Origin of the sequence: Streptomyces sp. NBC_01334 (genome assembly GCF_035983595.1) — a bacterium.
GTDB lineage: Bacteria > Actinomycetota > Actinomycetes > Streptomycetales > Streptomycetaceae > Streptomyces > Streptomyces coriariae.
Genome location: NZ_CP130718.1, coordinates 7,091,411 through 7,109,768, shown reverse-complemented (window position 1 = coordinate 7,109,768; position 18,358 = coordinate 7,091,411). Strand labels below are relative to the sequence as shown.

The window sequence follows — 18,358 nt, the reverse complement described above, 5'->3', positions numbered from 1 at the left end:
TCGTCACGGCCTTATTTCGCGGTCCGCGTCGCCGGCGGGGCGACCTTCGGTACGGCCTTCGGATCACTCTTGGCGAGCGATGCCGCCGGCTTCCAGTCCGGGTGGCCGGGCATCGGCGGGGTCTTCTCGCCGTACAGCCAGTCCTTGAAGAACCCGGCCAGATCGCGTCCGGAGATCTCCTGGGCGAGGCGCACGAAGTCGGCCGTGGTCGCCGTGGAGTCCCGGTGGTTGTGGACCCACGCCCGCTCCAGGTGCTCGAAGGCGGTGCGGCCGATCTCCTGGCGCAGGGCGTAGAGGACGAGGGCCGCGCCGTCGTAGACGTTGGGCCGGAAGATACTGATCTTCTGGCCGGGGTTGGGGGCCTTGGGCTGCGCCGGCGGGCCGCCCGTGGTGCGCCAGCGGTCGGAGACGCCGTACGCCGCCTTCATCCGCGCCTCCAGGGTGCGCCCCGCCTTCTCCTCGGCGTACAGCGCCTCGTACCAGGTGGCGTGTCCCTCGTTCAGCCACAGGTCGGACCAGGTGCGCGGGCTGACGCTGTCGCCGAACCACTGGTGGGACAGCTCGTGCACCATGATCGACTCGATGTACCACTTGGGGTAGCCGGGCTCTGTGAAGAGGTCTCTCTCGAAGAGGGAGAGGGTCTGTGTCTCGAGCTCGAACCCGGTGGAGGCCTCCGCCATGAGCAGACCGTAGGTCTCGAAGGGGTAGGGGCCGACCTTGCCCTCCATCCAGGCGATCTGGTCGGGGGTCTTCTTCAGCCACGGTTCGAGGAGTTCGCGGTCCTTCGTGGGCACGACGTCCCGTACGGGCAGCGCGTGCGGCCCCTCGCGGTGCACGACCGTGGAGCGGCCGATGGACACCTGGGCGAGCTCGGTGGCCATGGGGTGCTGGGTGCGATAGGTCCAGGTGGTGGCCTCGCCGGTCCGCTCGACCCCGGTCGGCAGCCCGCCCGCGACGGCCGTGTAGCCGTTCGGAGCGGTGATCCGGACGGTGAACATCGCCTTGTCGGAGGGGTGGTCGTTGCACGGGAAGACCAGGTGCGCGGCGTCCGCCTGGTTGGCCATGGCGAGGCCGTCCGCGGTCCGTACCCAGCCGCCGTCCCGGCCGCCGGTGCTCACGGGATCGCTGGTGTGCCGCACGGTGATCCGCATCCAGCTGCCGGCCGGCAGCGAGTCCTCCGGGGTGACCACCAGGTCGTCGCCGGCGCTGCTGAACGTGGCGGGTGCGCCGTCGACCTCGACCGATTCGACCTTGCCCTGGGCGAAGTCGAGGTTGATCCGGTCCAGGGCGGTGGTGGTCCACGCGTCGATGGTGGTGACCGCCTGGAGGGGCTTGGTGTTGGTGCCGGGGTAGGTGAAGGCCAGGTCGTACGAGGCGACGTCGTACCCGGGGTTGCCCAGGTACGGGAAGAGACGGTCGCCGACGCCGAGCGGGACCTCCGGGGCGCTCGCGGCGACGAGGCAGACGGAAACGGCCGAGGCGAGGAGTGCGGATTTCAGCCGGGCGCGAGGGGTGAGCAGCATGCACCACCGCTACCAGCGCGCGCGTCCATGGCGTCGGCGACGCGCGCCCGGCCCACTCGAACGGGTTGCGCACGCGCACGTGCTTGACGCTCGGGAGGACGACCGCGCGCCGCGCCGACCCTCCACGCGCGCGTGGACACCGGCGCGGCCTTCCACCTCACGCGCGCGGGCAGGGCCTACGCCGGTTCCGGGGAGGCGGGAGCGTGATGCTGCGCACGGCCCACGTCGTAGACGCCGGGCACGTTCCGCATGGCGCGCAGGAGGGTGGGCAGGTGGCCGGCGTCCGGGAGTTGCACGGTGTAGGTGTGGCGCACTCGCTGCTGGCTCGGGGGCTCGACGGTCGCGGAGACGATCTCGGCGCCCTCCAGTGCCATGGCCTCGGTGAGATCGGCGAGCAGGTGGGGGCGGCCGAACGATTCGGCGACCAGGGTGACCCGGCAGCCGCTGGTGTCGCCCCAGCGCACGTCGACCTCTTCGCGCCCTGCGTTCGCCATGCGCGCCACGGCGGAACACTCGGCGCGGTGCACGGTCACCACGCCCCCGCGCACCGCGAAGCCGGTGACCTCGTCGAAGGGCACGGGCGTGCAGCACCCGGCGAGCCGGACGCTCGCGCCGGGCCGGTCGACCACGGTGATCGCGGCGCCGGGTCGCGAGGCGGGAGCACCCGCCGTGACCGTGTCGGCCGCGGGCCGGGCGGTCGCCTCGGCGGCCTTCGCAGCCCCGGCGTCCTCCGCCGGCTCCGCGCCCTCGTGCTCGGCCGGGGCGGGGTGCGTCGCCAGCCACCGTTGGATGGCGATGCGCGCGGCGGGGGTGTGGGCGTGCTCCAGCCACTCCCTGGAGGGTTCCGAGGCGGGGTCCTGGCCCATGAGGAGCTGGACGGTGTCGCCGTCCCGCAGAACGGTGCTGAGGGTTGCCAGACGGCCGTTCACCCGGGCGCCGATGCAGGCGTGGGCGTCCTCGCCGTACTGCGCGTACGCGGCGTCGACGCAGGTGGCGCCGTCGGGCAGGCCGAGCCTGCCGCCGTCGGGGCGGAAGACGGTGATCTCGCGGTCCTGGGCGAGGTCCTCGCGCAGGGTGGACCAGAAGGTGTCGGGATCGGGCGCGGCCTCCTGCCAGTCCAGGAGGCGGGAGAGCCAGCCGGGCCGGGTCGGGTCGACGCGTTCCTCGTCGGCCGGGACCCTCCCCCGGGCCTGCTCCTCCGCGGGAGTCGTGTAGGGATTGCCGAGGGCGATGACGCCGGCCTCGGCGACCTTGTGCATCTGGTGGGTGCGGATGAGGACCTCGGCGACCTGGCCGTCCTCGCGGGCGACGGCGGTGTGCAGCGACTGGTACAGGTTGAACTTGGGAACCGCGATGAAGTCCTTGAACTCCGAGACGACCGGCGTCATACAGGTGTGCAGTTCACCCAGGACGGCGTAACAGTCGGCGTCCTCGTTCACCAGCACCAGCAGCCGGCCGAAGTCGGCGCCCCGCATCCGGCCGCGCTTGCGGGACGCGCGGTGCACGGAGACGAAGTGCCGTGGCCGGATGAGGACTTCGGCCTGGATGTCGGCGTCGCGCAGAACCGTGCGCATCGCCTCGGCGAACTCCGCGAGGGGGTCGTCCGCGCGGGAGGCGTTGTCGACGATCAGTTCGCGGGTGTGCCGGTACTCCTCGGGATGCAGGATCGCGAAGACGAGGTCTTCCAGCTCGGTCTTGAGTGCCTGGACACCGAGGCGTTCCGCGAGCGGGATGAGGACGTCGCGGGTGACCTTGGCGATGCGTTCCTGCTTCTCGGGGCGCATCACGCCCAGGGTGCGCATGTTGTGCAGCCGGTCGGCGAGTTTGATCGACATCACACGGACGTCGTTGCCGGTGGCGACGAGCATCTTGCGGAAGGTCTCGGGTTCGGCGGCCGCGCCGTAGTCGACCTTCTCCAACTTCGTGACGCCGTCGACGAGATAGCGCACCTCGGCGCCGAACTCCTCGCCGACCTGATCGAGCGTCACATCCGTGTCCTCGACGGTGTCGTGGAGCAGCGAGGCCGTCAGGGCCGTGGTCTCCGCGCCGAGTTCGGCGAGGATCAGGGTCACGGCGAGCGGGTGGGTGATGTAGGGCTCGCCGCTCTTGCGCATCTGGCCGCGGTGCGAGGACTCGGCGAGCACATAGGCGCGGTGCAGCGGTTCCAGGTCGGCGTCGGGGTGGTGGGCGCGATGGGCCTCGACCACGTGACCGATCGCGTCGGGCAGCCGGCCGCGGGAGGCCGGGCCGAGCAGCGCCGCCCTGCCTAGGCGACGCAGGTCGATCCGGGGGCGACTGCGCCTGCGGGGCGCTGAAGGCACTACCGGGCCTGGGGTCGCGGGATTCGTGGCCTCCGCACTCATGGGCACCTCCGGCTGCGTGGACCGGCGGACGGGGTGTCCCAGGGCGGACACGGCTCAGGGGACTGGCGAACGGTCCCCCGTCCGGGCCGGTGCTTGATGCTACCGAGCCCATCACGCGCGACTGACCGCCTCTCGCCGAGCGTGAAACGGATCACCCATTCGAGCGACGGCTCGGGGGTTTACGGTTTTGCGCCACCCGGCCTGATCTCGATCGCGAATTCGAGCCCACGACCGGACCTCCGGGAGCGGCCCTTCGGGCCGTCAAGCCACTCCCGCCTCCGATGCCAAGCTCTCGCGGAATCAGCGGGCGACTGTTTCCAGCCACTCCGGATCGATCTCGCCTGTGGCCACGATCACTGCGGGCCCGGTCATCTCGATCTCGCCGTCGGGCCGCTCGGTGATCACCAGACGTCCGCCGGGGACGTCCACGACGTACGTCGCCGGCACACCGGTGGCCGTCGGGTCGGCGCCGTCCCGGCGCGCGGCCGCCACGGCGACGGCGCACGCGCCCGTGCCGCACGAGCGGGTCTCGCCCGCCCCGCGCTCGTGCACGCGCAGGGCGACGTGCTGCGGACCGCGGTCCACGACGAACTCGACGTTGACCCCGTCCGGGTAGGCCGAGGCGGGGCTGAACGGCGGCGGGGCCGACAGCTCGCCCGCGTGCGCGAGGTCCGCCACGAAGGCGACGGCGTGCGGGTTGCCCATGTTCACGTTCCGCGCGGGCCAGCTGCGCTCGCCGACGCTCACCGTGACATCCCCTTCGGGAAGGCGGGCCCTGCCCATGCCGACGGTGACGTCACCCTCCTTGTCGAGGTGCGCGCGCTTCACGCCCCCGCGCGTGGCGACCGCGATGTCGCCCTCGGTGACGAGCCCGGCGTACTGGAGGTAGCGCGCGAACACCCGGACGCCGTTGCCGCACATCTCCGCGACGGAGCCGTCGCCGTTGCGGTAGTCCATGAACCACTCCGCCTCGGCCGCCATGTCCTTCGCCTCGGGGTGCGCGGCGGACCGCACGACGTGCAGCAGCCCGTCACCGCCGATGCCCGCGCGCCGGTCGCACAGGGCGGCGACGGCGGCCGGGGGGAGGTCGATGGCGTTCTCGGCGTCCGGGACGATCACGAAGTCGTTCTCGGTCCCGTGACCCTTGAGGAAGGCGATCCGCGTGCTCATTCCTCGATCGTACGGGGTGGCCAGGACACCCCGTCCCGGGGCGGCAGCGCCGGTGAGCACGCGTGCGTGGAGCTCAGCGCAGCCGGGCGACCCGCCCGACGGCCAGGGCCACCACCGCGGCGACCATCACGACGTACGCGAGGACGACCCGCCAGTCGGGACGGCGCCCGGAGCCGCGCTGGGGCAGACCGGGCCACGTGTAACCCACGCGGCGCGCGGCCGTCATGCCCCAGCCGGCCGCGCAGGAGCAGATCAGCAGCCCGAGCATGGCGATCATGGCGCCGCTGTCACCGAAGTCGAAGGCCAGCGGGAAGGCGAACATCAGGGAGCCGCCGGCGGCCAGCGCCACGATGGGCGCGAGCTGCCAGATCCGGAGCCGGCGCTGCGGGCGCAGCTCGACCTCGACCTCGGGTCCGCCCGCGAACATCTCCTCGGGCTCGGGACCGTCGTCGCTCACGCCGTCCCGGGTGTCGTCCTCGTCCGGCCCGTCGGGGCTCAGACCGCCTTCCTCGGGCTCCGGTTCACCACGCTCGGTGGTGAGGTGCTCGGTGCCTTTTGCGGTGTCGCGAGGGCCGGCCTCCATCGCCACGCGCCCTCCCAACTCGGACTCCACTTGGTCGATCGAAGCTCGATGATGGCACGGCGTCGGACGCCCGGATGACGGCCTGGGCGTCCCGATGCCATGACGTGATCAGGCTGTGACCGGTCGTTCCACCAACGCCAGCGCGAGCTCCGGAAGTTCTGTGAGGTCAGCCGCGGCCCCACTCAACCAGTGCACCCGCGGATCGCGCCTGAACCACGAATCCTGACGGCGCGCGAAGCGCTTGGTGGCACGGACCGTCTCGGCGCGCGCCTCGTCCTGTGTGCACTCGCCGGTCAGGGCCGTGAGGACCTGCTGGTAGCCGAGCGCGCGCGAGGCCGTGCGCCCCTCACGCAGGCCCTGCGCCTCCAGCGCGCGGACCTCGTCCACCAGCCCCGCGTCCCACATCCGGTCGACGCGGCGGGCGATGCGCTCGTCGAGTTCGGGGCGCGCCACGTCGACCCCGATCTGGACGGTGTCGTAGACCGAGTCGTGACCGGGCAGGTTGGCCGTGAAGGGCTTGCCGGTGATCTCGATCACCTCGAGGGCCCGCACGATACGGCGGCCGTTGCCGGGCAGGATGGCGTGCGCGGCCTCGGGGTCGGCGGCGGCCAGCCGGGCGTGCAGCGCACCTGAACCGCGCAGGGTGAGCTCCTCCTCCAGCCGGGCCCGGACCTCGGGGTCGGTGCCGGGGAACTCCAGGTTGTCGACGGCGCCACGGACGTACAGCCCGGAGCCGCCGACGAGGATCGGCCAACGGCCCTCGGCGAGCAGGGAGTCGATCCTTTCCCGGGCCAGCCGCTGGTACTCGGCGACGGAGGCGGTCTCCGTCACGTCCCAGACGTCCAGGAGGTGGTGCGGGACGCCGCCGCGCTCCTCGGGCGTCAGCTTGGCGGTACCGATGTCCATCCCTCGGTAGAGCTGCATGGAGTCGGCGTTGACGACCTCGCCTCCGAGCCGCTGGGCCAGGAAAACGCCCAGATCGGACTTTCCGGCCGCGGTCGGTCCGACGACGGCGATGACGTGGGGGGCGGGGGGTGCGCTGCTCACGGCACCAGTCTCGCAAACCCCGGCCACCGCCCTCGAACGAGTTACGTGACGACGTCGCTCCGAGGTCGTTGCCCGTTGCGAGATTCCCGTCGCCCTTCGCGGAGGCGGTGACCCCGGTGACGCAGACGGACGCACCGGCCGACGCGGGATTTCGCCCGCACGAGTACCGTATGGAGTGGATATGGGCGTATTGGCGCGAATTTTCCGGAGGTCGAAGGCGACGGAGGAGGCGCCGGCGGAGACGGCGAGCGCCGCCGACGCGTCGACCGGAACTCCGGTGGACGGCGTCGAGGTGGAGCAGCAGACGGGCGAGCCGACGTCGGCGCAGGCCTCGGCCGAGGCCGAGGAGGCCGGTACCGCCGCCGAGCCGGAGGCGGAAAAGACGACGGAACCGGTTGCCGTCGCCGGTACCGACGGGGTCGAGATCCCCCGGCAGCAGTCCGCCGAAAAGGCGGCCGACAGCGAAGCGGGCGAAGGCGCCCGCGCGTAGCGGAACCCGCGAGGAAGGTGCCCCATGGGTCTTTTGGACAATTTGAAGGCCAGACTCTCCCCGGCCAAGGGCAAGGTCTCCGGCCTCGCGCAACAGCACGGGGACAAGGTCCAGCACGGTCTCGACAAGGCCGCGAAGGTCGTCGACGAGAAGACCAAGGGCAAGTACAGCGACCGGATCCAGTCGGGGACCGGCAAGGCCAAGGGCGCCATGGACCGGCTCGCGCACAAGGACGGACCCGCCGGGGGCGGCGACACCTTCACTCCGCCGAACACTCCCCCGCCGGCCCCCTGAGCAACACCTCACGCCGGCCCATCGATCGGCGGACGGCCGCACGGCGGAAACGCTCGCGGCCGTCCGCCGTTCCACCGGTCGGCGCCGCTCGGCGGGCGCCGTACGACGCCCGCCGTCAGGCCGCCTACGACCAGGTCGCGACCACGTATCCCACCCCGTAGGGCGCGTCCTCGTAGAGCAGCGCGCCCGCCAGCCCGGCGTCCTCGGCCGCACCCGCCAGCACCTGCCAGGGCGCCCGGCCCGAGGCCTTCAGCTCGTACGCCAACTCGGCGTCCAGCGCCTTGAGGGCCGCGAGATCCGCCGTGCCGAGCGCCCGTGCGACCTCGGCGTCGAACGGTGCCGCACGCTCGTCGAGGTAGCCCGGCGCCTTCAGCGTCCGGCACGCGCTGGCGTCGCCCATGACCAGCAGCGCGACCCGATCCGCCGCCGCGCCGATGCCCCGGCCGACTTCGACGCACCGGTCGGCCGCGAGCGGTTCTCCGACGCCGAGTCCCTCGACGGGGGCGGCCGACCACCCCGCCCGGTCGAGCAGCCACGCGGCGACGGCGAGGGACGGCGGCAGTTCGCGTGCCGGCGGCGGGTCCCCGCCGCCCCGGCCCAGCCGTACGACGAGATCCACCCCGAAGCCGGCGAACGAACCCCGGCCGCCCTCCGGGTGCGGGCCACGCCCGGACTGCTCGGCCGGCCCGACGACCACGAGCCGGTCCGGCCGGGCTGCGGCCAACACGGCCAGCGCGTCCGAGCAGGCGGCTCGCGCGGTGTCCAGCTCGGCAGCGGCACCCGCGGCGACCTCGGGTACCAACAGGGGCGGACAGGGACAGACTGCGGCGGCGACAAGCATGATCGGCAGGGTAGCCCCGTACCGGACCCACGGGGCCACCGACCAGGCGTGGCGTCGGCTGTCAGTCGCAGCCGCAGCCGCTGCCCGTGGCCACCGGCAGCGGCGCGGGCACGCCGATCTTGGGCAGGCCGAGCAGAACGCCGGCCGGCTTCGCCGCCTTCTCGGCGGTGCGCTTCTCCCAGGCGTCCCCCGCGCGCGTGCGGCGCACTTCGAGGACGGGGCCCTCGGCCAGGAGGTGGTGCGGGGCGGCGTACGTCACCTCGACGGTCACGACGTCACCGGGGCGCACCTCCTGCTCCGGCTTGGTGAAGTGGACCAGGCGGTTGTCGGCGGCGCGGCCGGAGAGGCGGTGGGTGGCGCCGTCCTTGCGGCCCTCGCCCTCGGCCACCATCAGCTCCAGGGTGCGGCCGACCTGCTTCTTGTTCTCCTCCCAGGAGATCTCCTCCTGAAGGGCGACAAGACGCTCGTAGCGCGCCTGCACGACCTCCTTGGGGATCTGGTTCTCCATGGTCGCGGCCGGGGTGCCGGGGCGCTTGGAGTACTGGAAGGTGAACGCCTGCGCGAAACGGGCCTCGCGGACCGCGTGCAGGGTCTGCTCGAAGTCCTCCTCGGTCTCGCCGGGGAAGCCCACGATGATGTCGGTGGTGATCGCCGCGTGCGGGATGGCGGCCCGCACCTTCTCGATGATCCCCAGGTAGCGCTCCTGCCGGTACGACCGGCGCATCGCCTTCAGGACCGTGTCCGAACCGGACTGGAGGGGCATGTGCAGCTGCGGCATCACGTTGGGCGTCTCGGCCATGGCCGCGATGACGTCGTCGGTGAAGTCGCGCGGGTGCGGGGAGGTGAAGCGGACGCGCTCCAGGCCCTCGATCGCGCCGCACGCGCGGAGCAGCTTGCTGAAGGCCTCGCGGTCGCCGATGTCGGAGCCGTAGGCGTTGACGTTCTGGCCGAGCAGGGTGATCTCGGAGACGCCCTCGCCGACCAGCGCCTCGATCTCGGCGAGGATGTCGCCGGTGCGGCGGTCCTTCTCCTTGCCCCGCAGGGCCGGGACGATGCAGAAGGTGCAGGTGTTGTTGCAGCCGACGGAGATCGACACCCATGCCGCGTACGCGCTCTCGCGCCGCGTCGGCAGGGTGGACGGGAAGGCCTCGAGCGACTCGGCGATCTCGACCTGGGCCTCTTCCTGCACGCGCGCGCGTTCCAGCAGGACCGGGAGCTTGCCGATGTTGTGCGTGCCGAAGACGACGTCCACCCAGGGCGCCTTCTTCACGATGGTGTCGCGGTCCTTCTGGGCGAGACAGCCGCCCACCGCGATCTGCATCCCGGGCCGGCTCGCCTTCCTCGGCGCGAGCCGGCCGAGGTTGCCGTAGAGGCGGTTGTCGGCGTTCTCGCGCACCGCGCAGGTGTTGAAGACGACGACGTCCGCGTCACCGTCGGACCCCTCGGGGGCGCGCACGTACCCGGCTTCTTCGAGCAGCCCGGACAATCGCTCGGAGTCATGGACGTTCATCTGGCACCCATAGGTGCGGATCTCGTAGCTCTTGGGTGTGTGAACGTCCACTGCGAGGCTCCGGTCGCTGCTGCTGGTCATGGCTCAAGGGTAGGCGCTCCCCGAAGAACGCCCGCCCGTCCGGCCTCCTCTGCGCCCTCCACCGCCGGGCTCTCGGGGCGTCAGGGTGTCAGGGGTCGATGAGGCCCGCGCGGATCGCGTAGCGGGTGAGTTCCAGGCGGTCGCGCATGCCGAGTTTTTGCAGAAGGTTGGCGCGGTGCCGTTCCACCGTCTTGGCGCTGATGAACAGCAGCGCGCCGATCTCCCTGGAGGTGTGGCCCTCCGCGACGAGCTTGAGGATCTCCTCCTCGCGCTCGGTGATGGGCCGCTCGGGCAGCCCGTCGACACCGTCGCCGCGGTGCAGCCGGCCCAGGTACGAGCGGACCAGGGCCCGTTCGGCGCCCGGATAGATGAACGGCTCGTCCCGCACCACCGCCCGGCACGCCTCGACCAGGTCCCGGTCGGCGACCGACTTCAGGACGTACCCGCCGGCTCCGGCCTTGAGCGCCTCGAAGAAGTACTGCTCGTTGTCGTACATGGTCAGGATGAGGATGCGCAGGGCCGGAAGGCGGCGGGAGAGTTCACGGGCCGCCTGCAGCCCGGTCATCCGGGGCATGGCCACGTCGAGGACGGCCAGGTCGATGTCCCCGGCCCGGGCGCGCTCGACCGCCTCGGCGCCGTCCCCGGCCTCGGCGACCACCGTCAGGTCGGGCTCGCCGTCCAGGATGAGCCGTACCCCCCGGCGTACGAGGGTGTGGTCGTCGGCGAGCAGGACGCGGGTCGGAGAGGGCGCCGAACCGGGTGCGGCCGGTGCTGTGCCGTCCGTCATCAGCGGCCTCCTGCCGGGGCCGCCGCGTCCGCCCGGCCGGCCCTCGCGGCCGCCCGCAGCCGTATGTCCGTCCCGCCGCCTTCGGCGCTCGACGACACCGTGAGCGTCGCGCCGATCAACAGCGCCCGCTCCCGCATCCCCCGGATCCCGGCGCCCTCCCCGGCCGCCGCGCCCAGCCCCCGCCCGTTGTCCTGTACGAGGAGCTCGACGCCGTCGGTGACCGGGCGCAGGCTCAGCTCGGCGCGGTCGGCGCCGGAGTGCCGGGCGGTGTTGGTGAGGGCCTCCTGGGCCACGCGGTAGAGCACGAGTTCCGTCTCCTCGGTCAGCGGGGGCAGGCCGGTGCGAAGGTCGTGGCGCACCGTCAGTCCATGGGTGGTGAACTCGCCCGAGAGCGAGCGCAGGGCGCTGAGCAGTCCGAGTTCGTCGAGGACGCCCGGGCGCAGCCGACGGGCGATGCGGCGGATCTCGTCGAGGCCGGCCCGGGTGGCCTCCTGCGCCTGGCCCAGTTCCTCGCGCAGGTCCCGCGGGGCCCGGTCGGCGACACGCTTGAGCTGGAGCAGCACGGCGGTCAGGGTCTGGCCGACCTCGTCGTGGAGTTCACGGGCGATGCGGTGGCGCTCGCGTTCCTGGGCGGACAGCGCCCCGGCAGCGCTGGCGGCGCGCTCGGCCTCCAGCCGGTCCAGCATGGCGTTGTACGTCGTGATCAGCTCGGCCGTCTCGACCGGTCCCGAGACCACGGCACGGGCCCCGGGATGCAGCAGGTCGGCGTCGGCCATCGCGCGTCCCAGCCGCCCCAGCGGTGCCAGTCCGACGCGCAGCACGACCGCGTTGACGGTCAGCAGCGCGGCCAGACCCGCGACCACAACGAGCACCTCGCCCGGCAGTATGGGCGTGGAGACGGTGACCGGGCCCAGCAGCAGCGCGGCCGCGACGATCAGGCCGACGGCGTCGAGTACGAAGATCCGCCAGAACAGTGACATGTGCGCGGCTCCTCCTTGCCCTGCTCGCCCTGCTCGCTCTGCTCGTCTGTCTCGTCCGACTCGCTCGTCGTGTGCGTCCCGCTTGTCGTGTTGCGCCGGCTGGTCTCGTCCGTCTCGCCCTGCGTTTGCGTCCGACTGCTCTCGTCCGTCTCCCTCGGCTCGTGCGGCTCCTCTGCTTCTCCATGGCACCGCCGTGACCAGCCTCTCCGCCCACCGTCGGCCCTGTCCATCCGTCACGACACCCATGTCGTCACCGTACGGGGGGATGGCAGCATGGCGGTTTTGGGCACTCGTCCCAGACGTCACAGGAAACGACCAGCAACGACCAGCAAGGGGAAGAAACGTGTCTGCTCCACGCCTCCGGACGACACCGCTGCCAGGCATCGGAGTCCAGTACGACCTCGTGACGCGGGAGCAGCGCCACCTGTCCGTGGTGGCCCACCGCGACGGCACGCGGACGGTCGGTCTCTACCAGGCGGACGACCCCGACTCCTGCGCCCATTCCCTGCGGCTGACCGGTGCCGAGGCGGGCTCGCTGATCGACGCGCTGATGCCGTCCCACCACAGCGCGAGCCTGCTGTACACGACGGACCTGGGGCTGGTCGCCGAGCGCGTCGAGGTCACGGCCACCTCACGCTGGAACGGGCGGCTGCTGGGCGACACCCGGATGCGCACGGAGACCGGCACCTCCATCGTCGCGGTGCTGCGGCGGGCCGAGGCGATCCCGTCCCCGACGCCGGACTTCCGTCTCGCGGGCGGCGACACCCTCATCGTCATCGGCACCCGCGAAGGTGTGGACGCGGCCGCAGCCATACTCGGTCGGGAGTGATCGAGTGCACTCCGCGGTCCTGCTGATCGAGTTCGGTTCCATCATCCTCGGCCTCGGCCTGCTCGGCCGGTTCGCCGCCCGTTTCCGGTTCTCGCCGATCCCGCTGTACCTGCTGTCCGGTCTGGCCTTCGGCGAGGGCGGGCTGCTGCCGCTCGGTGCGAGCGAGGAGTTCGTCGCCACCGGTGCCGAGATCGGCGTCATCCTGTTGCTGCTGATGCTCGGCCTGGAGTACACGGCCAGCGATCTGGTCTCCAACCTCAAGGCCCACTATCCGGCCGGTCTCGTCGACTGCGCCCTCAACGCCCTGCCGGGCGCGGCCGCCGCGCTGCTGCTGGGCTGGGGGCCGGTGGCGGCCGTGGTGCTGGCGGGCGTCACCTGGATCTCCTCGTCCGGGGTGATCGCCAAGGTGCTGGGCGACCTGGGCCGGGTCGGCAACCGGGAGACCCCGGTGATCCTCAGCGTGCTGGTCCTCGAGGACCTGGCCATGGCGGTCTACCTGCCCATCGTCACCGCCCTGGTGGCCGGGGTCGGGCTGGCGGCCGGCAGCGTCACCCTGGCGATCGCGCTGGGCGTCGCGGGGCTCGTGCTGTTCGCGGCGGTGCGTTACGGCCGGGTCATCTCCCGGTTCGTGTCGAGCGACGACCCGGAGAAGCTGCTCCTCGTCGTACTGGGGCTCACCATCCTGGTCGCCGGCGTGGCGCAGCAGCTCCAGGTGTCGGCGGCCGTGGGGGCCTTCCTGGTGGGCATCGCCCTGTCCGGAGAGGTCGCCGAGGGCGCGCACACGCTGCTGAGCCCGCTGCGCGACCTGTTCGCCGCCGTCTTCTTCGTCTTCTTCGGGCTGCACACCGACCCGGCGAGCATCCCTCCCGTCCTGCTGCCCGCCCTCGCGCTGGCCGTCGTCACCGCCGCGACCAAGATCGCCACCGGCTACTGGGCCGCCCGGCGGTCCGGGATCTCGGTCAAGGGACGCTGGCGTGCGGGCGGCGCGCTGGTGGCGCGCGGGGAGTTCTCGATCGTCATCGCGGGGCTGGCGGTGACCGCGGGGATCGAGCCTTCTCTCGGACCGCTGGCCACGGCGTACGTCCTGATCCTGGTCGTGCTGGGCCCACTGACCGCCCGCTACACGGAGCCACTGGCGGCTTGGTGGGCGCGGCGCCGGACGCCCCCCGACCACGGCCCCACCGAGCGGCTTCCCGAGGCGAGGACGCAGACGGCGGTGCGCGACTGAGGTGTGCGACTGAGGTGCGCGACTGAGGTGCGCCACGGGGGCACGGGGTGCGCCCGGACCGCACTCCTGGCGCCCACCCCACCCCCGTGGCACACGTCACACCACAGCGTGTCCGGATCGCGGAGCGGCGAGGAGACGGCCATGGCATGCTCATGGCTCGTTACCGGCCAGTAGCAAGCAGTTGCCCGGCCGGTCCCCCTTCCCTCACCCCCACCTCCAGGACCGACCTTGCGCAGACGCACGAGGCACTCCCGTGCCCTCATGCCCGCCTTAGCCGCATCCGCCCTCCTCCTCGCCGCGGGCTGCTCCTCCCCCTCCTCACAGGCCGGGCCCTCCTCCTCGGCGGCCTCCCGTCAGTCCGGCGCGGAGACCGCCGCCTCCGCCGCCGACCGCTCGCTGGCGGTGGCCGCCGCGCCGACGGGCAGCACCGCGACCGCCACGGCGCGCCCCGGTGACTCCGACGGACGGGCCCACCGGACGAAACTCAGCGTCAGCTCCTACGACGGCAGGACCCGACGTGCCGTCATCTCCTCCGGCGCCGCGTCCTCACCCTCGCCCTCACCCTCCGCCACGAGTTCCTCCTCGTCCTCGGGCCCCTCTTCCCCCTCGAACCCGCCGAGCGCGTCGGCGGCACCGCACCGCACCGCCGTCGGCGACGTCATCGCCAGCGCCCCCGCGCCCGGCGCGCCGAACGGGCTCCTCGCCGAAGTCACGAAGGTGATCGGCGAGACCGACGAGGGCACGGAGGTGCAGACCGCGCCGGCCCGGCTCAACGCACTGCTCGGGAACGACACCGCCAAGGGCAGCGTGCCGGTCGCCCCGGCCGCGTTCGACATCGACGAGCTGCTGCCCGACGTCGACGTCTCCTGGTCGAAGACGGCCGACGTGCACGTGGGCCCGCAGGGAGCGACGGTTCCGCTCGGCAGCCTGCGGCTCGACGTCCGGGCCGACCTTCCGACCGTCGGGAACACGTCCGCGTCGGCGGCCGCCTCCGTCGCCGGCTTCGTGCAGGTCGCCCCGCAGGTCGACTTCCGCTACGGCGGCGAGGGCGCCGACGCCGCGCCCGCCTCCGCGTACCTGGGAGTGTCCGGCGACTGGACCTCGGGCTGGTCACTCAAGGGCCGCGCGGGCGCCTCGGCCGCTCCGGTGCGGATCCCCTTCGCCACCCTGCACGCCGATCCGGTCCTCCAGGTCGGTCCCGTGCCCGTCGTGGTCAACCTGGACCTGACCTGCTACATCCAGGTGAGCGGCGACGGAAAGATCACCGTCGACGTCGAGCAGAGCCTCCAGGGCGACTTCGAGGCGGGCGGCACCTTCGGCCTCGGCCAGGGCTGGACCCCCGTCAGCTCCTCGGACATGAAGAGCACGCCGGTGCGCACCTCCGTCACCACCGCCGGCAGCGTCCAGGCGGCCCTCGGCGCCCAGGCCACGGTCGGCCTGTACGGCAGCGTCGGCGTCGTCGCCGATCTGGCGCCCTACGTCCGCGGCGAGGGCACCGGAACGGTCACCGGCACCGACTCGGTGTTCGACGCCGACGGTTCCTGGGCCGTGTACGGCGGTGTCGACCTGAGCGGCACCCTGCGGCTCCAGCTGACGATCTTCGGCACGCCGGTGTTCCAGCGGGACATCCCGCTGGGCGCGCTGCACCGGGAGTGGAAGCTGGCGGGCGGCGGGTCACCCTCCTGACCGGTCCACCGGCTTCAGGCCGCGCCGCCGGGGGTCCACCCCTGGCGGCGCAGCACCGCGGACACGTCCGGTATCTCGTAGTGCTCCCCCTTGAGGACCTTGCCGTCGGCACGACGGGCCACCTGGCCGTCGGGTCCCAGCTTGGTCATGTTGGACCGGTGGATCTCGGCGAGCACCGCGTCGAGGTCGATCCCGTGCACCAGGGCCGTGCCGTAGGCGACGTAGACGACGTCGGCCAGCTCGTGCGCGAGCCGGTCCAGCGGGCCGCTCACCGACACCTCGGCGACCTCCGCCGCCTCCTCGGCGAGGAGCTCGCCACGGTGCGCGGCGAGGCGGGGCGACACCTCCGTCGGCGTGCTGCGGGCGTCGAGCCCGAAGGCGCGGTGGAACTCACGGACCAGTTCGGCGGGCGAGGAACTCATGCACCGACTGTAACGACGGCCACTGACACTCCGGTCCGGAACCGGCCCTGTGAGCCCCGCCCTGGTCAGCATCGCGTTCCGGCTGGCAGGATCGCGCCCATGTCCCCGTTGTTCTCCCGTATCGGCAGGCGCCGTGCCCTCCAGGGCACAGCAGCCGGTGCCGTCGCCCTCGGGCTGCTGCTGTGGTGGCTGCTGCCGCTGGGCGAGGACCCGCCGAGCGGGTCGATCACCTTCAGCACGGGCACGACGAGCGGCGTCTACTACGAGTACGGCAGCCGCCTGCGCGCGGAGCTCGCCCGTGACATGCCCGACCTGGACGTGAAGCTGTCGACCAGCAACGGATCGCAGGAGAACGTCGCGCGCGTGGCGACCGGCGAGGCCGACTTCACGATCGCCGCGGCCGACGCGGTGGAGACGTACGAACGGCAGCACCCCGGCTCGGCCGCCCGGCTGCGTGGGGTGGCCCGCCTGTACGACGACTACGTCCAGCTCGTGGTGCCGCGTGACTCCGACATCCGGTCCGTCGCCGACCTGCGGGGCAGGACCGTGGCGACCGGGCTGCCCCGGTCGGGCGTGCGGCTGATCGCCGAGCGGGTGCTCAAGGCGGCGGGCCTGGACCCGGCGCAGGACATCACGGCCGCGTCGCAGGGCATCGACACCGGCCCCGAGGAGCTGAAGAAGGGCAAGATCGACGCCTTCTTCTGGTCCGGCGGGGTGCCGACGGCCGGGCTGGAGAAGCTGGCCGACACCTTCACCTTCCGGTTCGTGCCGATCGGCCCCGACCTGGTCGCCAAGATGCACGACCAGGACGACTCCACCGGGTTCTACCGGGCCACGAACATGCCGGAGTCGGCGTACCCCACCATCCAGAACGGCTCGACCGTGGCGACGATCGCGGTGTCCAACCTGCTGATGACCCGGACGGACATGGCGCCCCGCCTCACCGAGTGGCTGACCCGGACCGTGATCAAGAGCCGGGACGGCATCGGCGCGCATGTGCACTCCGCGCAGCTGGTCGACCTGCGTACGGCCATCTACACCGACCCGCTGAAGCTGCACGAGGGCGCCCGGCGCTACTACCGCTCCGTCAAGCCGTAGGTCTCCTGGCTACGACGTCGGCGACCTCGGCACCGACACGGTCGCCGTCAGTCCACTGGGCTCGTGATGGTCGTACGAGAGCGAGCCGCCGCCCGCCGCGAGCAGGGCCCGGGAGATGGACAGGCCCAGACCCGAGCCCTTGATGTTCTGGTGACGGCCGCTGCGCCAGAAACGGTCGCCCACGCGGGTGAGTTCCTCGTCGGTCAGCCCGGGACCGTTGTCGGTGACGACGACGGTCGAGGTCTCGCCGTCGGCCGTGACGGTGACCGTGACGCTCTCTCCGTCCGGGGTGAACTTCACCGCGTTGTCGATCACGGCGTCCAGCGCGCTGGACAGCGTCACCGGGTCGGCCCATGCCGTGGTGGGAGGGCAGTCGCCGACCAGCCGGACGCCCTTGGCCGCGGCGGTGGGCGCCCACGCGGCCACGCGCTCGGCGGCCAGCGCGCCGATGTCGGTGACCCGCAGGTCGGCCTCCGCGTGCTCTGCCAGGGCCAGGTCGAGGAGGTCGTCCAGGACCTGGGCCAGGCGCTTGCCCTCGTTCTGGACGGAGGCGATCTCCTCGTTGCCCTCCGGGAGCTCGTACCCCAGCAGTTCGATGCGCAGCAGCAGTGCGGCGAGCGGGTTGCGCAGCTGGTGCGAGGCGTCGGCGACGAAGGCGCGCTGCTGCTCCAGCACGTCCTCGACGTTGTCCGCCATCTCGTTGAACGCCCCGGCCAGCCGCCTGAGTTCCGGGGGCCCGCCGGCCACCGCGACCCGGGACTTCAGGCGGCCGCTCGCGATCTCGTGGGTGGTGGCGTCCAGGACCCGCACCGGTCGCAGCACCCAGCCGGTCAGCCGCAGGGCGGCGCCGATGGCCAGCAGCATCGCGGCGATCTCGCCCGCGCCGACCACCAGCCAGCCGTGCAGGATCCGCGACCGCATCGGCCCGGTGGGCGAGTCGGTGACGACGACGGCGACGACGTCACCGTCCCGGATGACCGGCGATGCCACGACGAGCCGGTTGCGCTGCCATGGCCACACCTGCCGGGGGTCGTGGCTGCGACGGCTGAGCAGCGCCTCCTCGAAGGCTTCCCGCACCTCCCCCGTTTCGGGGAGGTACCAGTCCCTCGGGGCATGAGCCATGGGGGTGTCGGTGCCGTAGAAGACACCGGCACGAATGCCGTAGACGTCGTAGTAGCTGTCGAGCTCCCGGCTGAGCGTCGCGCGTCGCTCGTTCGTGGCCGACGCCGAGTCGTTGACGCCCGACGATGCGGTGACGAACTGGGCGAGCGCCGCGAACCGCGCGGTGTCGTCGATGCGGTCGACGACGACGTTCTGCTGCTGGGCGCCCGCCACGCTGACGGCCAGCGGCACCCCGAGGGCCAGCAGTACGGCCGCCATCAGCACGATGAGCAGCGGCAGGAGACGTGTACGCAACCGCGGTCCC

17 protein-coding genes are annotated in these 18,358 nt (G+C 72.4%); 6 read left to right on the top strand and 11 right to left on the bottom strand.

The window, feature by feature from the left end; all coding sequences use genetic code 11:
• Window positions 1-11: 11 nt before the first annotated feature.
• From OG736_RS32020 to miaA, 5 genes are all read right to left on the bottom strand, one after another.
• Window positions 12-1,523: a M1 family metallopeptidase gene (locus OG736_RS32020; protein WP_327185451.1), complete on the bottom strand. Its 1,512-nt coding sequence runs from the start codon at window positions 1,521-1,523 to the stop codon at window positions 12-14.
• A gap of 176 nt (window positions 1,524-1,699) precedes the next feature.
• Window positions 1,700-3,886: a RelA/SpoT family protein gene (locus tag OG736_RS32015; protein ID WP_327185450.1), complete on the bottom strand. Its 2,187-nt coding sequence runs from the start codon at window positions 3,884-3,886 to the stop codon at window positions 1,700-1,702.
• Window positions 3,887-4,186: 300 nt separating this feature from the next.
• Window positions 4,187-5,056: a diaminopimelate epimerase gene (gene dapF / locus OG736_RS32010; protein ID WP_327185449.1), complete on the bottom strand. Its 870-nt coding sequence runs from the start codon at window positions 5,054-5,056 to the stop codon at window positions 4,187-4,189.
• 73 nt (window positions 5,057-5,129) lie between these two features.
• On the bottom strand, window positions 5,130-5,639 hold the full coding sequence (locus OG736_RS32005) for a hypothetical protein (RefSeq protein ID WP_327187760.1): 510 nt from the start codon (window positions 5,637-5,639) through the stop codon (window positions 5,130-5,132).
• 108 nt (window positions 5,640-5,747) lie between these two features.
• Entirely contained in the window at window positions 5,748-6,686 is a 939-nt protein-coding gene (gene miaA / locus OG736_RS32000) for a tRNA (adenosine(37)-N6)-dimethylallyltransferase MiaA (protein ID WP_327185448.1), read from the bottom strand.
• Window positions 6,687-6,867: 181 nt separating this feature from the next.
• Between miaA and OG736_RS31995 the strand changes: the two genes are divergently transcribed.
• On the top strand, window positions 6,868-7,176 hold the full coding sequence (locus OG736_RS31995; protein WP_327185447.1) for a hypothetical protein: 309 nt from the start codon (window positions 6,868-6,870) through the stop codon (window positions 7,174-7,176).
• 24 nt (window positions 7,177-7,200) lie between these two features.
• Window positions 7,201-7,470 carry an antitoxin gene (locus OG736_RS31990; protein ID WP_327185446.1) on the top strand — a complete coding sequence of 90 codons (270 nt, stop codon included), beginning with the start codon at window positions 7,201-7,203 and terminating at the stop codon, window positions 7,468-7,470.
• A 124-nt stretch (window positions 7,471-7,594) separates the two neighbouring features.
• On the opposite strand, the gene OG736_RS31985 is transcribed toward OG736_RS31990, so the two are convergent.
• The 4 genes from OG736_RS31985 to OG736_RS31970 form a co-directional block, all read right to left on the bottom strand.
• Window positions 7,595-8,311, bottom strand: a complete 717-nt coding sequence (locus tag OG736_RS31985; protein ID WP_327185445.1) for a class III extradiol dioxygenase subunit B-like domain-containing protein — start codon at window positions 8,309-8,311, stop codon at window positions 7,595-7,597.
• A gap of 61 nt (window positions 8,312-8,372) precedes the next feature.
• The gene (miaB, locus tag OG736_RS31980) at window positions 8,373-9,902 is read right to left on the bottom strand and encodes a tRNA (N6-isopentenyl adenosine(37)-C2)-methylthiotransferase MiaB (RefSeq protein WP_327185444.1); all 1,530 of its coding nucleotides are present in this window, start codon (window positions 9,900-9,902) and stop codon (window positions 8,373-8,375) included.
• Between the two features lie 88 nt (window positions 9,903-9,990).
• On the bottom strand, window positions 9,991-10,689 hold the full coding sequence (locus OG736_RS31975; RefSeq protein WP_327185443.1) for a response regulator: 699 nt from the start codon (window positions 10,687-10,689) through the stop codon (window positions 9,991-9,993).
• Window positions 10,689-11,669, bottom strand: a complete 981-nt coding sequence (locus OG736_RS31970) for a sensor histidine kinase (RefSeq protein ID WP_327185442.1) — start codon at window positions 11,667-11,669, stop codon at window positions 10,689-10,691. Before OG736_RS31970 ends, OG736_RS31975 begins: the two co-directional genes overlap by 1 nt.
• Window positions 11,670-12,012: 343 nt before the next feature.
• On the opposite strand from OG736_RS31970, the gene OG736_RS31965 reads away from it, so the two are divergent.
• From OG736_RS31965 to OG736_RS31955, 3 genes are all read left to right on the top strand, one after another.
• The gene (locus tag OG736_RS31965) at window positions 12,013-12,498 is read left to right on the top strand and encodes a cation:proton antiporter regulatory subunit (protein WP_327185441.1); all 486 of its coding nucleotides are present in this window, start codon (window positions 12,013-12,015) and stop codon (window positions 12,496-12,498) included.
• A gap of 4 nt (window positions 12,499-12,502) precedes the next feature.
• A complete protein-coding gene (locus tag OG736_RS31960) occupies window positions 12,503-13,726 on the top strand; it encodes a cation:proton antiporter (protein ID WP_327185440.1) in 1,224 nt (407 codons plus the stop codon).
• A gap of 261 nt (window positions 13,727-13,987) precedes the next feature.
• The gene (locus OG736_RS31955) at window positions 13,988-15,412 is read left to right on the top strand and encodes a hypothetical protein (RefSeq protein WP_327185439.1); all 1,425 of its coding nucleotides are present in this window, start codon (window positions 13,988-13,990) and stop codon (window positions 15,410-15,412) included.
• Between the two features lie 14 nt (window positions 15,413-15,426).
• Here OG736_RS31955 and OG736_RS31950 read toward each other — a convergent pair whose 3' ends face one another.
• Window positions 15,427-15,834 carry a pyrophosphohydrolase domain-containing protein gene (locus OG736_RS31950; protein WP_327185438.1) on the bottom strand — a complete coding sequence of 136 codons (408 nt, stop codon included), beginning with the start codon at window positions 15,832-15,834 and terminating at the stop codon, window positions 15,427-15,429.
• A 99-nt stretch (window positions 15,835-15,933) separates the two neighbouring features.
• Between OG736_RS31950 and OG736_RS31945 the strand changes: the two genes are divergently transcribed.
• Window positions 15,934-16,932: a TAXI family TRAP transporter solute-binding subunit gene (locus OG736_RS31945; protein ID WP_327185437.1), complete on the top strand. Its 999-nt coding sequence runs from the start codon at window positions 15,934-15,936 to the stop codon at window positions 16,930-16,932.
• Between the two features lie 9 nt (window positions 16,933-16,941).
• Here the strand turns inward: OG736_RS31945 and OG736_RS31940 are convergent, their stop codons facing one another.
• Complete coding sequence (locus OG736_RS31940) at window positions 16,942-18,348, bottom strand: sensor histidine kinase (RefSeq protein ID WP_327185436.1); 1,407 nt, start codon at window positions 18,346-18,348, stop codon at window positions 16,942-16,944.
• Window positions 18,349-18,358 lie beyond the last annotated feature (10 nt).

Excerpts from the sequence above, each read along its gene's own strand:
- OG736_RS32020 (WP_327185451.1), bottom strand. The coding sequence starts at position 1,523 with ATGCTGCTCACCCCTCGCGCCCGGCTGAAATCCGCACTCCTCGCCTCG.
- OG736_RS32015 (WP_327185450.1), bottom strand. The coding sequence starts at position 3,886 with ATGAGTGCGGAGGCCACGAATCCCGCGACCCCAGGCCCGGTAGTGCCT.
- dapF (WP_327185449.1), bottom strand. The coding sequence starts at position 5,056 with ATGAGCACGCGGATCGCCTTCCTCAAGGGTCACGGGACCGAGAACGAC.
- OG736_RS32005 (WP_327187760.1), bottom strand. The coding sequence starts at position 5,639 with ATGGAGGCCGGCCCTCGCGACACCGCAAAAGGCACCGAGCACCTCACC.
- OG736_RS31995 (WP_327185447.1), top strand. The coding sequence starts at position 6,868 with ATGGGCGTATTGGCGCGAATTTTCCGGAGGTCGAAGGCGACGGAGGAG.
- OG736_RS31990 (WP_327185446.1), top strand. The coding sequence starts at position 7,201 with ATGGGTCTTTTGGACAATTTGAAGGCCAGACTCTCCCCGGCCAAGGGC.
- OG736_RS31985 (WP_327185445.1), bottom strand. The coding sequence starts at position 8,311 with ATGCTTGTCGCCGCCGCAGTCTGTCCCTGTCCGCCCCTGTTGGTACCC.
- miaB (WP_327185444.1), bottom strand. The coding sequence starts at position 9,902 with ATGACCAGCAGCAGCGACCGGAGCCTCGCAGTGGACGTTCACACACCC.
- OG736_RS31975 (WP_327185443.1), bottom strand. The coding sequence starts at position 10,689 with ATGACGGACGGCACAGCACCGGCCGCACCCGGTTCGGCGCCCTCTCCG.
- OG736_RS31970 (WP_327185442.1), bottom strand. The coding sequence starts at position 11,669 with ATGTCACTGTTCTGGCGGATCTTCGTACTCGACGCCGTCGGCCTGATC.
- OG736_RS31955 (WP_327185439.1), top strand. The coding sequence starts at position 13,988 with ATGCCCGCCTTAGCCGCATCCGCCCTCCTCCTCGCCGCGGGCTGCTCC.
- OG736_RS31950 (WP_327185438.1), bottom strand. The coding sequence starts at position 15,834 with ATGAGTTCCTCGCCCGCCGAACTGGTCCGTGAGTTCCACCGCGCCTTC.
- OG736_RS31945 (WP_327185437.1), top strand. The coding sequence starts at position 15,934 with ATGTCCCCGTTGTTCTCCCGTATCGGCAGGCGCCGTGCCCTCCAGGGC.